This is a genomic window from Streptomyces sp. NPDC002536 (assembly GCF_053594995.1).
The window spans coordinates 20,053-34,860 of sequence record NZ_JBSFWU010000084.1; the positions used below are offsets into that span (position 1 = coordinate 20,053).

The following is a 14,808-nucleotide window of genomic DNA, read 5'->3' on the forward strand; positions in this document are numbered from 1 at the left end:
CCTCCTGTTTCCTCTCGTGCGCCCCGGAGTCGGCCCATGTGCGAGTGGCTCTCCGCTCCCGAGATCTTCCAGGTGAACCGGGAGCCTGCCCGTACCCCTCTCGTCCCGTTCGCAGACCTTGGCTCCGCCCTCGGCGGCCAGCCTGAGGCCTCCCCCTACTACCGTTCGCTCAACGGCGACTGGCGCTTCACCTGGTCGCGGAACCCCGGCGAGCGGCCCGCGGACTTCTTCACCGACGGTTTCGACGACTCCGGCTGGGACCGGATCACCGTGCCCGGCAACTGGGAGCTGCAGGGGTATCCGGAGCCGGTCTACTTCAACGTCCGCTATCCCTGGAGCGGGTACGAGCAGCCCGCACCTCCGCACGTGCCCACCGGCTTCAATCCGGTCGGCTCCTATCGCCGCACCTTCACCGTCCCCCGTGCCTGGACGGGACGGCACGTCCTCCTCTCCTCCCAGGGGGTCAAGTCCGCGTTCTGCGTGTGGGTCAACGGCCGGCTGGTGGGCTACAGCGAGGACAGCTATGCGCCCGCCGAGTTCGACCTCACCCCTTATGTGCGCACGGGCGCGGACGAACCCCTGAACACCCTCGCCGTGGAGGTCTACCGCTGGTCCAGCGGGAGCTGGCTCGAGGACCAGGACCTGATCGACCTGTCCGGCATCTTCCGCGACGTGTACCTCTATGCGGTCTCCCCGGTCCATGTCCACGACCTGTTCGTATGCACCGAGTTGGATGCCGACTGCCGGAACGCCGAGCTGATCGTGACCGCGACCGTGCGCTCCCGCCAGGACCCCCGGCCCGGCCCCCACCGGCTGCAGGCGACCCTTCACGACACCGGGAGCACCCCGGTGCTCACCCTCACCGGCACGGTCCGCTTCGACGGTTCGCCCGAGGCGACCGTGGAGCTCGGCGCCCGGGTGACCCGGCCCGCCCTGTGGTCGGCCGAGCATCCCGCCCTGTACCTCCTCACGCTCGAACTGGCCGATTCTCAGGGGCATATCATTGATGTCCAGCGCACACGAGTCGGCTTCCGCACCGTCCTCTGCGGCCCGGGAGAACTGACCGTCAACGGCCGGCCCCTGGTCTTCCGGGGCGTCAACCGGCACGAGACCGACCCCGACCACGGACAGGCGGTCACCGAGCAGCGGATGGTCGAGGACATCCGCATCATGAAGCAGCACAACATCAACGCCGTCCGCACCTCCCACTACCCCAACCACCCTCGCTGGCTTGAGCTGTGCGACGAATACGGCCTCTATGTGATCGACGAGGCCAACCTGGAGACGCACGAGGTACGGGACAGCCTGCCTGCGGACCTGCCCGAGTGGACGGCCGCCTGCCTCGACCGCGTGCGCAGCCTGGTCGAGCGCGACAAGAACCATCCCTGCGTGGTGATGTGGTCGCTGGGCAACGAAGCAGGCCAGGGTGGTGTCTTCCGGACCATGGCCGACTGGGTGCACCACCGCGACCCCTCCCGGCCGGTGCACTACGAGGGCATGAACGACGTCGCCGACGTCGAATCGCACATGTACGCCGGGCCGGCGGAGGTGGCCGCCTACGGGCTGTCCGGCAACCCCAAGCCGTACATCCTGTGCGAGTACGCGCACTCGATGGGCAACAGCACCGGAAACCTCCAGGAGTACTGGGACGTCATCGAGGCCCATCCCACGCTGCACGGCGGCTTCATCTGGGACTTCGCCGACCAGGCCGTGCGCCTCCCGGTGCCGGGCGACTCCGGCCGCACCTACCTCTCCTACGGCGGGGACTGGGGCGCCGGCTCCCTCTCCGACGGCAACTTCTGCTGCAACGGTCTCGTGGCCGCGGACCGCACCCCGCACCCTGCGCTCCACGAGGTCAAGAAGGTGTACCAACCGGTACAGTTCACCTCTGCGGCGCCGGACGCAGGCACGGGAGCGGGCACCGAAGCGGGCACGGTGAGGATCACCAACCGGCAGTTGTTCACCGGGCTGGAGGCCTACGACCTCCGGTGGGAGGTCACCTGTGACGGCACCCCCGTCCAGCGGGGAACCGCCCCCGCACCGGAGGCCGCACCCGGCCGGACCGTGACCGTGACCCTGCCGCTCGAACCACCGGAGAAGCCGGAACCGGGCGCCGAATACTGGCTGAACGTCTGCTGCGTACTTCGGGAGGGCGCGCGATGGGCCGAGGCGGGTCATGTCATCGCCGCCGAACAGCTCGCGCTCCCCTGGCACGGCGCTCCGCCCCCGGAGCGCCGTGCTTCGCGCAGGCCCGCGCTCCGGGTCGCCCGGACCCCGCATGCCGTCACCGTCACCGGATCCCGCCTCGAACTCGTACTGGACGCTTTCACCGGTTCGTTCACCACCTTCCGCTGTCATGACCGGACTCTGCTGACGGACGGACCCGTCCCCAACTTCTGGCGCGGCCCGACCGACAACGACATCGGCCGCGGCGCCCAGATCACCTCGCGCACCTGGCGGGACGCCGGTGCCCGGCGGACCGTGACGGGGATCGAGGTCGACCGACCCTCACCCGCCGAAGTGACGATCACCGTCACGGCCGACCTGCCCACTGCTCCGGCGGCCTCCCGCTGGACCACCGTCTTCACCGTGCACGGCGACGGCGACCTGCACGTGCAGCACACCCTCGCGCCCGGCGCCGGCCTCCCCGATCTTCCGCTGATGGGCGCGCTGTTGACGGTGCCGGGAGAGTTCGCAGACCTCGGCTGGTACGGGTGCGGACCGCACGAGAACTATCAGGACCGGCGGACCAGCGCCTTCGTCGGCCGCCATCGCGTTTCCCTGGACACTGCGGACTCCTCCCTCATGCCGTATGCGCGCCCGCAGCAGGCGGGCAACGCCGTCGATGTGCGCAGTGCCTCGCTCACGGCGCGGGACGGCTCGGGACTGTGCATCCTGGCCGACTCCGCCGCCGCGCACGGCGACACCCGTCGGTTGCTGGAGATCAGCGCGCTGCCCTGGTCTCCCTTCGATCTTGAGGGCCCACGCCATCCCCACGAGCTGAAACGCGGGGACGGGACCGTCCTGGGTGTCAACCACCGCCAGACGGGCGTGGGCGGCAACGACTCGTGGGGTGCGCCGCCGTTGGAGGCCTACCTGCTGCACGCCGACCGTGACTACAGCTACGCCTACCTCCTGCGACCCACCCGACCGGCCGCTTCCCGACCTTCACCGTAGGAGAAGCGCCTTCGCCGTGCGCCGAGTTGTCCACAGGGCCGGTCATATGATCGTGCAGACTGATGGCTGACCGGGAGGAGCCCCGTTGGAACCGCCCCTGCACGGCATCACGGTCGTCGCTCTCGAACAGGCCGTGGCAGCGCCCTTCGCGACCCGCCAGCTCGCCGACCTCGGCGCACGCGTCATCAAGATCGAGCGTCCGGGGCGCGGCGACTTCGCCCGTGAGTACGACTCCAGCGTGAAGGGCCTCTCCGCCTACTTCGTGTGGGTCAACCGCGGCAAGGAGAGCGTCGTCCTGGACCTCAAGGAGCCGACCGACCGCGCGCTGCTCGACCGCCTCCTCGCCCGTGCCGACGTGTTCATACAGAACCTGGCCCCGGGCGCGGCCGACCGGCTCGGGCTCGACAGTGAGCGGCTGCGCGCACGGCACCCGCGGCTGATCACCTGCGACGTCTCTGGCTACGGCCCGGACGGCCCGTACCGCGACAAGAAGGCCTACGACCTGCTGGTCCAGTGCGAAGCGGGGCTGGTCTCGATCACCGGCACCGCGGACTCGCCCGCCCGGCCCGGCATTTCCGTGGCCGACATCGCAGGGGCGATGTACGCCTGCACGGGCATCCTGACGGCCCTCTACGAACGCGAGCGCACCGGACGGGGATCAGCACTCGCCGTCTCCCTCCTCGACGCGCTCGCGGAGTGGATGGGCCATCCGTATTTCACCCAGGAGTACGGCGGCACGCCCATCACGCGCAGTGCCGCCCGCCATCCCTCCATCTCCCCCTACGGTCACTACCGGTGCGGGGGCGGATCACAGGTCTTCCTCAGCGTGCAGAGCGACCGGGAGTGGGTCACCCTGTGCGAACAGGTGCTGCGCCGACCTGCGTTGGTCCGCGATCCGCGCTTCGCCGACAACCCGTTGCGCCACGCTCACGACGGGGAGCTGACGGCCCTCGTGGAGGAATGTTTTGCCGCGCACACGGCGGACGGTGTCGTCGCCCTGCTCGACCGGGCGGGAATCGCCAACGCCCGGCTGCGGACGGTCGCCGAACTGGCCGACCATCCGCAGCTGGCGGCGCGCGACCGGTGGCGCGACTTCGGTTCGCCGGCCGGTCCGCTGCGCGGCCTGCTGCCGCCCGTCCAAGTCGCCGGGCGGGAAGCGATGATGGGGCCGGTGCCGGCGCTCGGCGAGCACACGGCCGCGATCCGGGCGGAGTTCGCCGGGACGCCGGAGCCGTGAGGCCGCGGCGAACTCCGCCCGGGAGCACGGCTCAGCAGCCGCTGCTGTCCTCCGTCAGCTCTCCCTGGGCCGTGGCCAGGGTCCGGTCGTAGCAGGAGTCCGGTCCGAGGAGGCGGTAGCGCTCGCGCGAGACGCCTGTGGCATGCCGCTGTTCACGGGGCACGTTCTGGTTGTACGCGGCGTCGCCCGTGTAGGTGTCGTCCAAGCGTGACCAGTCAGTGCGCCGTCCGCCCCGCAGGGCGGTGGTGTCCGCGCGGTCGCCCATGGTCATCGTCGTGCGCAGCCGGTTGCCGCTGTCCACGGTCGTCGCGCCGTCCATGGTGTAGGTGCGCCGGTTGCTGGTGACGGTCGCAGGACCGTGGCCGTGGACGGTCACCGTCTCGTCGTCGTTCCAGCGTGCTTGCAGCGCGTCCGTCGATTCGTCCGCGTTCCAGCGGTGTGCGGAGCTTGCGGCGAGCCTGCGGGTGACAGTCGTGGTGACCCGTCCGTGCGAGGTGTCGAGGTATCCCGCGACCGTGAGCGAGTGCCCGCCCTCTGCTGTCAACCGGCGTTCGTCGCCCGGCTCGTAGGACGTCGTGTTGACGGGGTCACCTGCCCGGCTCGCGAGCAGTGCGCCGGTCACGTGCGCCGCCTTCGCGTCCTGCCAGACCAGGATGTTGGTGGGGGTGCTCCAGCCGCTCTGCCCGGCGGGCACACCGGTGACCGACACGGCGATCCGGTGGGGACGCCCGTCGTTCAGCTGTCCGGCGAACGGGGTGAGGTCGTACTCCACAGGGCGCACGTCGAAGGCGCGCGGGCCCGGAATCACGTACCACAGGAAGGGGTTGGACCATCCGCCCGTCCACACGGTCGGGAACGGTGCCGCGATTCCCGCGAGCTTGCCGTCGACCGTGACCTGCACCTCTCGGTACGGTCCGTCCTTGGTCTTGCACGAGTACGGCGCGGTGTCCGGCACCGCCAGGTACCAGAACTCCTCGCAGCCGCCACCCGATCCGGTGGCGTACACCTCGGCCACGATGCGCTCGCTGTTGCGCGGCGTGGTGAGCCGTCCCTCGTACACCGCACCGTCGGTGCGGGCGTCCTGCAGCGTGAGGACCTTGTCGGGGGTGTCCGCCTCCTTCGCCCGGCCCTGTGCCGTGAAGAAGGTCAGGGTCGCCTTGACCTTGATGACGCCGGTGTAGGTCCCGTCCACGGTGTTGCCGATGAGCATCTCGACGGGCTGCTGCTCGCGCAGCGTGGCGGCGTATCGTGTGACGTCCTTCTCCGCCTTCCAGGTGATGCCCTGGGGCGAGGGTTCGGGAGTCGAGGTGCGCAGGACCTCCACACCGCCGATGTGCAGGTACCCGAGCCGGTCGTACTGCCGCCCGGCCACGGATCCTTCGAGTCTCAGGACGACCTTGTTCCAGCGGTGACCGCACTTGGCGGGCGGCGTGTAGGTGCCTTTGTAGGGCGTGTAGTCACGGAACTCGGTTTCGGCGACCGTCACTTGGCAGGAGGGGGTGTCCGGGACGGACACGGGCGGGCCCGCGGTGACCGGGTCGTGCCAGTGGGTACCGAACTCGGCGGGCGGCTCTGCGGCCGCTGCCGGGCCCGCGCCCAGCACCAGGCCGGCAGCAGCGGCGCACAGAGTGAACAGTATTCGTTTCATGGGGCAGGAGTGAAGCGCTTCGTACTGCCGTGCACCAGTGCCCCGTTGGCCTGATCCGCAGCGCGTGCGGAAAAACCAGTTGAATTCGCCATCCCGGTGACGCGAGCCTTGCACGGCTCCCTCCCACTCCCCTGCCGAATCCGGGTTGCCATGCACATTCGTGATCTTCCGTATGCCGATCCCGGCCGACCGGACGTCCGATCGGGCCCGCGCCTGCTGCTCTGGCTGGGCCGGAACCAGCTGGGTGGCCAGGTGAAAGCCCTGCTGTGGGGCATCCTGCACATGTCGTCCGTCGCCCTCTTCCCGCTGGCCGTGGGCCTGGCCGTGCAGGCCGTCGTGGACCGCTCCGGCGCCCGACTGGCGCTCGCGGGCGGCCTGATGGCGCTGTTCGGCGCGCTCACCACCCTGGGTGACACGATGCTGCACCGGGTGGCCGTCACCAACTGGATCACCGCTGCGGCGCGGATACAGCAGCTTCTGGCCCGCAAGACGGCGGAGTTGGGCGCCGCGCTGACCCGCCGCGTCGCGGCGGGCGAGGTCGTGGCCGTGTCCACGGGCGACGTCGAGAAGATCGGCTGGTTCGTGGAGGCCCTGTCGCGCTTCGCCTCCGCGGCGTTCACCACGGTGGCGGTGTGTGTGGCCCTGGTGGTCTACCAGCCCGCCCTGGGGGCCGTGGTCGCCCTGGGTGTGCCCGTCCTGGCGCTGGCGGTGCTGCCGCTGCTGCCGCCTGCGACACGGCGCGCCGACGAACAGCGCGACAAGGCCGGACGGGCCACGGAGCTGGCGTCGGACACCGTGGCCGGCCTGCGGGTGCTGCGCGGCATCGGTGGTGAGGAGCTGTTCCTCTCCCGCTACCGTCGTGCGTCGCAGGACGTGCGCAGGGCGGCCGTGCGCAGCGCCCGCATGTGGGCGCTGATCGCTGCGGTGCAGGTGTTCCTGCCGGGGCTGTTGCTGATCGCCGTGGTCTGGTACGGGGTCGGCCTGGCCCGGGACGGCCGGATCGGTGTCGGCGAGCTGGTGACGGTGTACGGCATGGTCACGTTCCTGCTGTTCCCCCTCCGGCAGTTCGAGGAGATCGCCATGGCGTACTCCTTCTCCCGGCCCTCGGCGCAGCGCGCGGCCCGGGTGCTGGCCCTGCACCGCTCTGCGCCCCCTGCGGAGCACGCCGAGGGGCACGAGGCCGTTCTGACGGGCGACTTGTACGACCCGGTGACCGGACTGCTCGCCCCTGCAGGGGAGATGACGGCCGTGGTGTGCGGCGATCCGGATGCCGCGGGCCTGCTCGCCGATCGGCTGGGCGGGCATGCCGCGGAAGCCGGGGCGGGGGTGCCGTCGGTGCTGCTCGGCGGTGTGGCGCTGGACGGTGTGCCGCTGGATGCGGCGCGCGCTGCAGTGCTCGTCCAGGACAAGGACCCCGTCCTGCTGTCCGGGACGCTGACGGAGCTGCTGGACGTGCCCTGCTCCGGCGCGGTGCCGGCGGGAGCCGCTCTGGAGGCGGCCCAGTGCGGAGACGCGCTGGACTCCCTGGCCCGCGCGTCCGCCGCGGACTCGGCCGACCCGATGGATGCGCGGATCACCGAACGCGGCCGCTCGCTGTCCGGCGGGCAGCGCCAGCGGCTGGCCCTGGCACGGTCGTTGGTGACCGACCCCGAGGTGCTGGTGCTGGACGAGCCGACGTCGGCGGTCGACTCGCACACCGAGGCACGGGTCGCCGAGGGAGTGCGCAGGCTGCGCCGCGGCCGTACGACGGTGGTGTTCACCTCCAGCCCCCTGCTGCTCGACCGTGCGGACCGTGTGGTGTTCGTCCATGACGGCCGGGTGGCGGCGGTGGGTGCCCACAGTGAACTGCTGCGCTGCGACCCGGTGTACCACGCGGTCGTCACCCGGCAGACGGATGAGGAATCGGACAGGGAGCTCGTGGAGTCGAGGACACCCGCGACGGGCGAGCAGATCGAGGAGTCGGCATGATCGGCGTGGCACCACCGGCCTACGACCCGGCGGCTCCGGAGTCGGCGACGACCCTGCCGGTCGGCAGGCCGTCGACGGTGCGGAGCTATGTGAGGGGTCTGCTGCGCAGGCACCGCAGAGATTTCGCCCTGCTGGTCGGCGCGAATGCGGTCTCCGTGATCGCCTCGATGGTCGGGCCGTGGCTGTTGGGCGGGCTCGTCGAGGACTTGTCGTCCGGTGCACAGGACCTTCATCTGGGCCGTACGGTTTCGCTGTTTGCGGTCGCCCTGGCCGTTCAGACGGTTTTCGTCCGCGCAGTGCGACTGCGCGGTGCGGTGCTCGGCGAGCAGATGCTCGCCGACCTGCGCGAGGACTTTCTCGTGCGGTCGGTGGCCCTGCCGCCCGGCGTGCTGGAACGGGCCGGGACGGGCGACCTGTTGTCGCGGATCACCACGGACATCGACCGGCTGGCGAACGCCATGCGCGAGGCCGTGCCGCAGTTGGCCATCGGCTTCGTCTGGGCAGGGCTGCTGCTGGGTGCTCTGACGCTCACGGCTCCGCCCCTGGCGCTGAGCGTGCTGGTGGCGATCCCGGTCGTGGTGGTCGGCGGGCGCTGGTACTTCCGCCGGGCACCGAGTGCCTACCGCTCCGAGGCGGCGGGGTACGCCGCCGTCGCGGCGTCGCTGACGGAGACCGTGGACGCCGGGCGGACCGTCGAGGCGCACCGGCTGGGCGAGCGCCGGGTGTCCCTCTCCGACCGCCGGATCCGCGAATGGACGCAGTGGGAGCGCTACACGCTGTGGCTCCGGTCGGTCCTCTATCCCGTGATCAATGTGACGCACGTCCTGCTGCTCGGTGCGGTCCTGGTGCTCGGGGGCGTCTTCGTGCTGCAGGGCTGGATCTCGGTGGGTGAGCTGACGACCGGTGCGCTCTTCGCGCAGATGCTCACCGAGCCCGTGGGGCTGATCCTGCGCTGGTACGACGAGCTCCAGATCGCCCAGGTCTCGCTGGCCCGGCTGGTGGGTGTCCACGAGATCGAGTCCGGCGCCGTGGACGAGCGCGCGGACCCGGCCGGGCGCGAGGTGCGGGCGGAAGAGGTGCGCTTCGGTTACCTGCCCGGCGGCGATGTGCTCCACGGGGTGTCCCTGGACGTCAGTCCGGGCACCCGGGTGGCGCTCGTCGGCCCGTCGGGGGCGGGCAAGTCGACGCTGGGCAGGCTGCTGGCCGGGGTCTACGCGCCGCGGGCCGGTGCGGTGACGCTCGGGGGCGCGGAGCTGGCGCGGATGCCGGCCGAGCGGGTGCGCCGCCATGTGGCGCTGGTCAACCAGGAGCACCACGTCTTCGTGGGCTCGTTGCGCGACAACCTGCTGCTCGCCCGTACGGACGCGGGGGACGGCGAGCTGTGGGCGGCCCTCGGTGCGGTGGACGCCGAGGGCTGGGCACGCGGGCTGGAGGCCGGGCTGGACACCGAGGTCGGTTCGGGCGGGCTGGCGCTGACCCCGGCGCAGGCCCAGCAGATCGCGCTGGCCCGGCTGGTGCTCGCCGATCCTCACACGCTGGTGCTGGACGAGGCGACCTCGCTGCTCGACCCGCGCGCGGCCCGGCATCTGGAGCGCTCGCTGGCGAAGGTGCTGGAGGGCCGCACGGTCGTGGCCATCGCGCACCGGCTGCACACCGCCCACGACGCGGACGTGATCGTGGTGGCCGAGGAGGGGCGGATCAGCGAGATGGGCAGCCACGACGAACTGGTCGCGGCGGACGGCCCGTACGCGGCGCTGTGGCGGTCCTGGCACCGCTGAGCGCTCCGCGGGAAGCGAGAAGTGCGGTGCGTCGACTGCGGGCTCGTCGTGGCCGGTCGCGCAGTTCTCCGCGCCCCTTTGGGGCGCAATCACGCACCGCACTTGCCGAGCCCGCTTTGTCGGCGGTGCCGGCGGAGCCGGCGGTCAGACGATCTCCAGTGCCCCGAGCCCGCCGAGGGCGCCGAGCAGCATGAAGGAGGGCATGAGCACCTTCAGCTCCACCCAGCTGCCGGCGCGGAAGCGCATGGCCTTCGGCGAGCCGACCGGGTACCAGCGCTTGCGGCCGATGGGCAGGGGCCACAGGATCGGGCAGCCGGAGACGGTGAGCGCATCTCCGATGTCGTGCACCAGGGCGCCGAGGACGATGGGCAGGCCGAGCCACATGTACTCCTCGCCGGGCCCGGAGAACAGCCAGTCGGATCCGTTGCCCGGGCGGTTGAGCACCTCGGCGAGGATCCAGGCGCCCGCCGCGCCCAGGAGCCAGACCAGGACGTCGCTGGACATCCTGGCCACCCGCCACAGCAGGCCCTCGACCGCAAGCACCACGTGGACGAAGAGGATGCCGAGCACGGCCCAGCGTCCGCCGGTCACGGCCAGCGCGGAGGCGCCGGCGCCGATCAGCAGGGCCCACAGCGCAGTGTGGGTGAGAGTGCGGTGGCCCCCGTTGCGCCGGGGGTCGCCCTTCATCCGGGTCGCCTTGTAGACGGCGTGGGAGAGGCGGTCGATGATCTCGCACAGGTTCCGCGATATCGGACCGAACGCCCGCGATATGGTCGCCGACTTGTGGTCGAGGTCCGGGGCGAGCGCCGCTCCGGCACAGATCAGCGCCCCGACGACGAGCACCGGCCAGGGCATCGCGTGGCCTGCCGCCGCCGCGGCGGCACCCGCCCCCAGCCAGGCGGCCGCTCCGGACAACGAGTGCGCCGGTCCCATCATGCTCGATTCCACCCCTTTGCTACCCGGAGTCCTCTTTCTGACGCCGGATCGGGTACTCAGCGTAACCGCCCGCAGGTCGTCCACCGCCGCCCGGTTCCCTGATCCGGCCCCGGACCAGGCAGTATGGAGACGTGACCCTTATCGATCAGATGCCGAGCCATGCCGACCCCGACGCCCTTTTCGAAGCGTTCTCGACCTGGGCCGAGGAGCGGGGCATCACGCTCTACCCCGCTCAGGAGGAGGCGCTGATCGAGGTGGTCTCCGGGGCCAACGTGATCCTTTCCACGCCGACCGGCTCCGGCAAGAGCCTGGTGGCCGCTGGTGCGCACTTCACGGCGCTCGCCAACGACCAGGTCACCTTCTACACGGCGCCCATCAAGGCGCTGGTGTCGGAGAAGTTCTTCGACCTGTGCAAGATCTTCGGCACGGAGAACGTCGGGATGCTCACCGGTGACGCTTCGGTCAACGCCGATGCGCCGGTCATCTGCTGCACGGCCGAGGTCCTCGCCTCCATCGCCCTGCGGGACGGCAAGGACGCCGACATCGGCCAGGTCGTGATGGACGAGTTCCACTTCTATGCGGAGCCGGACCGGGGCTGGGCGTGGCAGATCCCGATCCTGGAGCTTCCGCAGGCGCAGTTCGTCCTGATGTCCGCCACCCTCGGTGACGTCTCCCGCTTCGAGGAGGACCTCACCCGGCGCACCGGCCGGCCCACTTCGGTCGTCCGCTCCGCGACCCGGCCCGTCCCGCTGTCGTACGAGTACCGCGCGACGCCTCTCACCGAGACGCTGACCGAGCTCCTGCAGACGCAGCAGGCCCCCGTCTACATCGTCCACTTCACCCAGGCCGCCGCCGTCGAGCGGGCGCAGGCGCTCATGAGCATCAACATGTGCTCGCGCGAGGAGAAGGACGAGATCGCCAAGCTCATCGGCAATTTCCGCTTCACCACCAAGTTCGGCAGGAACCTCTCGCGCTTCGTGCGGCACGGCATCGGCGTGCACCACGCGGGGATGCTGCCGAAGTACCGGCGGCTGGTGGAACGGCTGGCGCAGGCGGGGCTGCTCAAGGTCATCTGCGGTACGGACACCCTCGGCGTCGGTGTCAACGTGCCGATCCGCACGGTGCTGTTCACCGCGCTGACCAAGTACGACGGCCAGCGGGTGCGCACGCTGCGCGCCCGGGAGTTCCATCAGATCGCCGGGCGGGCCGGCCGGGCCGGCTTCGACACGGCCGGCTTCGTCGTGGCCCAGGCGCCCGACCACGTCGTCGAGAACGAGAAGGCGCTCGCCAAGGCCGGCGACGACCCCAAGAAGCGCCGCAAGGTGGTCCGCAAGAAGGCCCCCGAAGGCTTCGTCAACTGGACCGAGAACACCTTCGAGAAGCTCATCGCCTCCGAGCCGGAGCAGCTCACCTCCCGTTTCCGGGTCACCCACGCGATGCTCCTGGCGGTCATCGCGCGTCCGGGCAACGCCTTCGAGGCGATGCGCCGGATGCTGGAGGACAACCACGAGCCCCGCAGGAACCAGCTGCGGCACATCCGCCGGGCGATCGCGATCTACCGCTCGCTGCTGGACGGCGGCGTGGTCGAGCGGCTCGACGAGCCGGACGCCGAGGGCCGCATCGTGCGGCTGACCGTGGACCTGCAGTCGGACTTCGCGCTCAACCAGCCGCTGTCGACGTTCGCCCTGGCCTCCTTCGAGCTCCTCGACCCGGAGTCGCCCTCCTACGCCCTCGACATGGTCTCGGTCGTGGAGTCGACGCTGGACGACCCGCGGCAGATCCTGGTGGCACAGCAGAACAAGGCGCGTGGCGAGGCCGTCGCGGCGATGAAGGCCGAAGGCATCGAGTACGAGGAGCGCATGGAGCGCCTCGCCGACATCAGCTACCCCAAGCCGCTGGAGGAGGTGCTGTCCCACGCCTACGACGTCTACCGCAAGAGCCACCCCTGGGTCGGCGATCACCCGCTGTCCCCGAAGTCCGTCATCCGCGACATGTACGAGCGGGCCATGACGTTCACGGAGTTCACCTCCTTCTACGATCTTGCGCGGACCGAGGGCATCGTGCTGCGGTACCTGGCGAGCGCCTACAAGGCGCTGGACCACACCGTGCCGGACGACCTGAAGTCCGACGACTTCGAGGATCTGATCGCCTGGCTGGGCGAGATGGTCCGCCAGGTCGACTCGAGCCTGCTGGACGAGTGGGAGCAACTGGCCAACCCCGGGGAGGAGTCGGCGGAGGAGGCGCAGGACCGCGCCGACCAGGTCAAGCCGGTCACGGCCAACGCCCGCGCCTTCCGGGTGCTGGTGCGCAACGCGATGTTCCGCCGGGTCGAGCTGGCCGCTCTCGACAAGGTCGCCGAGCTCGGTGAGATGGACGCCGACGCGGGCTGGGACGAGGACCGCTGGGGCGAGGCGATGGATGCCTACTGGGACGAGTACGAGGAGCTGGGGACCGGCCCCGACGCCCGCGGCCCCAAGCTGCTCAGCATCGAGGAGCGTCCGGAGGACGGGCTGTGGCGGGTCCGGCAGACCTTCGCCGACCCGAACGGCGACCACGACTGGGGCATCTCCGCCGAGGTGGACCTCGCCGCCTCCGACGAGGAGGGCCGCGCCGTGGTGCGGATCATGGACGTCGGCCAGCTGTAGCCGCTTCCGGCCGCCGGGCGCCCCGCCACGACAGCAGCCTGCGCAGTCCGTGCGGCCTGGCGGCCTCCGGCGGCACCGGCGGAGTGTCCGGTACCGGGGTGTCCGGGACGGTCCGGGGCGGGCCCTCCACCCTGCGGGGCGGGCACCGGTCCGCCCGGGCCTCCTGCAGAGCGGCCGCAAGGCAGTGCCGGTACCACTCGATCTCGTCCGGATCCTCCGCCACCACCAGCGCATCGATCACTTCACGGGCGGCCGGGGCCACCGGACGGGCGGAGACGAGGACGGGACGCAGCAGGCGCAAGTGGGCGCGCTCGTCCGGATCCGGCACCGCATCGGCCAGCTGGACCGGATCGAGCACGGCCGCGAGGGCGGCCGCGCGCTGCCAGGCGTCCTCGGCCCGGCCGGTCAGCTGCTCGACGCGGCGGGCCCGCCAGCTGCGCGGACGCCGGTCCGTGCGCTCCTCCGGCGCCGTGCGCAGCGGGAAGGGGCTGCGGCCGGTGAGCAGTTCGGGACGGCGGTCGGCGAACTCCGCGAGGTCCGAGGCGAGATAGTGCCAGACCACGGCCCGGTACCGGTTCACATAGAACCTCACCGGCGCGAAGTGGCCGCCGCGGGCGAGGCGTCCGAAGCGGGAGGGGCTGATGCCCATCAGCTCGGCACCCTCGGCGGTGCCGACCACCCACAGCCGGGACCGCAGGGCCTCGGGGAATCCCCCGGCGGCCCGATGACGCTCGATCTCCTCCTGCGGCACCCGGCGCCGCCCGCCTGGACCGCATACGAGGGTCCGCACCTCCCCCAGCTGCACGGCCAGTTCGAAGTCCCGGGGCGTGAGTCCCAGCTCCCGGGCCGCCCGCGCGAACGGGACCCCCTGCTCCTGACGTACCGTCATGACACTCTCCCCCGCCATCGATCGACTACCGACAGTGATGACTGTAGCGCAGGGTGACGACACCGGCCCAGGCCTGTGGATAACTCCGGTGTCCCGCCACGGAGTACGAGGTCAGCGGCCTTCGCGGGCCCGTCGGCCCGGGGGGTTCTGCTGTCGCGCGGCGCCGCCCGGGTGCTCGCCGATGCGACGGACGAGGAGCGTCATCTCGTACGCGACCCGGCCGATGTCGGTCTCGGCACCGCCCAGGACACATAGACAGCTGCCCTCGCCCGCGGCGGTCACGAACAGGACCCCCTCGTCGAATTCGATCACCGTCTGACGTACGCGTCCCGCCCGGAACTGCCTGCCGGTTCCTCTGGCGAGGCTCTGCAGCCCCGAGGCGACCGCGGCCAGGTGCTCGGCGTCCTCCCGCTCCAGGCCTGCGCTCGCCCCCGTCACCAGGCCGTCGTTGGACAGCACCAGCGCGTACCGTATCGATTCGACGCGCTGGGCCAAGTCGTCCAGCAGTCCCTCGAGTTCTTTGCCGTCGG

At 71.1% G+C, this 14,808-nt stretch carries 9 protein-coding genes; 5 read left to right on the forward strand and 4 right to left on the reverse strand.

Annotated features, from left to right (window positions below):
- Window positions 1–36: 36 nt before the first annotated feature.
- Together ACWD4B_RS26130 and ACWD4B_RS26135 are read left to right on the forward strand one after the other, a co-directional pair.
- Entirely contained in the window at window positions 37–3,177 is a 3,141-nt protein-coding gene (locus ACWD4B_RS26130) for a glycoside hydrolase family 2 TIM barrel-domain containing protein (RefSeq protein WP_451423045.1), read from the forward strand.
- A gap of 85 nt (window positions 3,178–3,262) precedes the next feature.
- Window positions 3,263–4,414 (forward strand): CaiB/BaiF CoA transferase family protein, encoded by a 1,152-nt coding sequence (locus tag ACWD4B_RS26135; RefSeq protein ID WP_451423046.1) that lies wholly within the window; start codon window positions 3,263–3,265, stop codon window positions 4,412–4,414.
- A gap of 31 nt (window positions 4,415–4,445) precedes the next feature.
- Here the strand turns inward: ACWD4B_RS26135 and ACWD4B_RS26140 are convergent, their stop codons facing one another.
- Entirely contained in the window at window positions 4,446–6,062 is a 1,617-nt protein-coding gene (locus ACWD4B_RS26140) for a peptide-N4-asparagine amidase (protein WP_451423047.1), read from the reverse strand.
- A gap of 150 nt (window positions 6,063–6,212) precedes the next feature.
- On the opposite strand from ACWD4B_RS26140, the gene ACWD4B_RS26145 reads away from it, so the two are divergent.
- Together ACWD4B_RS26145 and ACWD4B_RS26150 are read left to right on the forward strand one after the other, a co-directional pair.
- The gene (locus tag ACWD4B_RS26145; protein WP_451423048.1) at window positions 6,213–8,030 is read left to right on the forward strand and encodes an ABC transporter transmembrane domain-containing protein; all 1,818 of its coding nucleotides are present in this window, start codon (window positions 6,213–6,215) and stop codon (window positions 8,028–8,030) included.
- The gene (locus ACWD4B_RS26150) at window positions 8,027–9,808 is read left to right on the forward strand and encodes an ABC transporter ATP-binding protein (RefSeq protein WP_451423049.1); all 1,782 of its coding nucleotides are present in this window, start codon (window positions 8,027–8,029) and stop codon (window positions 9,806–9,808) included. Before ACWD4B_RS26145 ends, ACWD4B_RS26150 begins: the two co-directional genes overlap by 4 nt.
- Before the next feature lie 144 nt (window positions 9,809–9,952).
- Here ACWD4B_RS26150 and ACWD4B_RS26155 read toward each other — a convergent pair whose 3' ends face one another.
- On the reverse strand, window positions 9,953–10,744 hold the full coding sequence (locus ACWD4B_RS26155; protein ID WP_451423050.1) for a metal-dependent hydrolase: 792 nt from the start codon (window positions 10,742–10,744) through the stop codon (window positions 9,953–9,955).
- Window positions 10,745–10,875: 131 nt separating this feature from the next.
- On the opposite strand from ACWD4B_RS26155, the gene ACWD4B_RS26160 reads away from it, so the two are divergent.
- The gene (locus ACWD4B_RS26160) at window positions 10,876–13,389 is read left to right on the forward strand and encodes a DEAD/DEAH box helicase (RefSeq protein WP_451423051.1); all 2,514 of its coding nucleotides are present in this window, start codon (window positions 10,876–10,878) and stop codon (window positions 13,387–13,389) included.
- Here ACWD4B_RS26160 and ACWD4B_RS26165 read toward each other — a convergent pair.
- Window positions 13,367–14,278 (reverse strand): DUF6397 family protein, encoded by a 912-nt coding sequence (locus ACWD4B_RS26165; RefSeq protein ID WP_451423052.1) that lies wholly within the window; start codon window positions 14,276–14,278, stop codon window positions 13,367–13,369. The genes ACWD4B_RS26160 and ACWD4B_RS26165 overlap by 23 nt on opposite strands.
- A gap of 111 nt (window positions 14,279–14,389) precedes the next feature.
- Entirely contained in the window at window positions 14,390–14,785 is a 396-nt protein-coding gene (locus ACWD4B_RS26170) for a roadblock/LC7 domain-containing protein (protein WP_451423054.1), read from the reverse strand.
- Window positions 14,786–14,808: the final 23 nt, after the last annotated feature.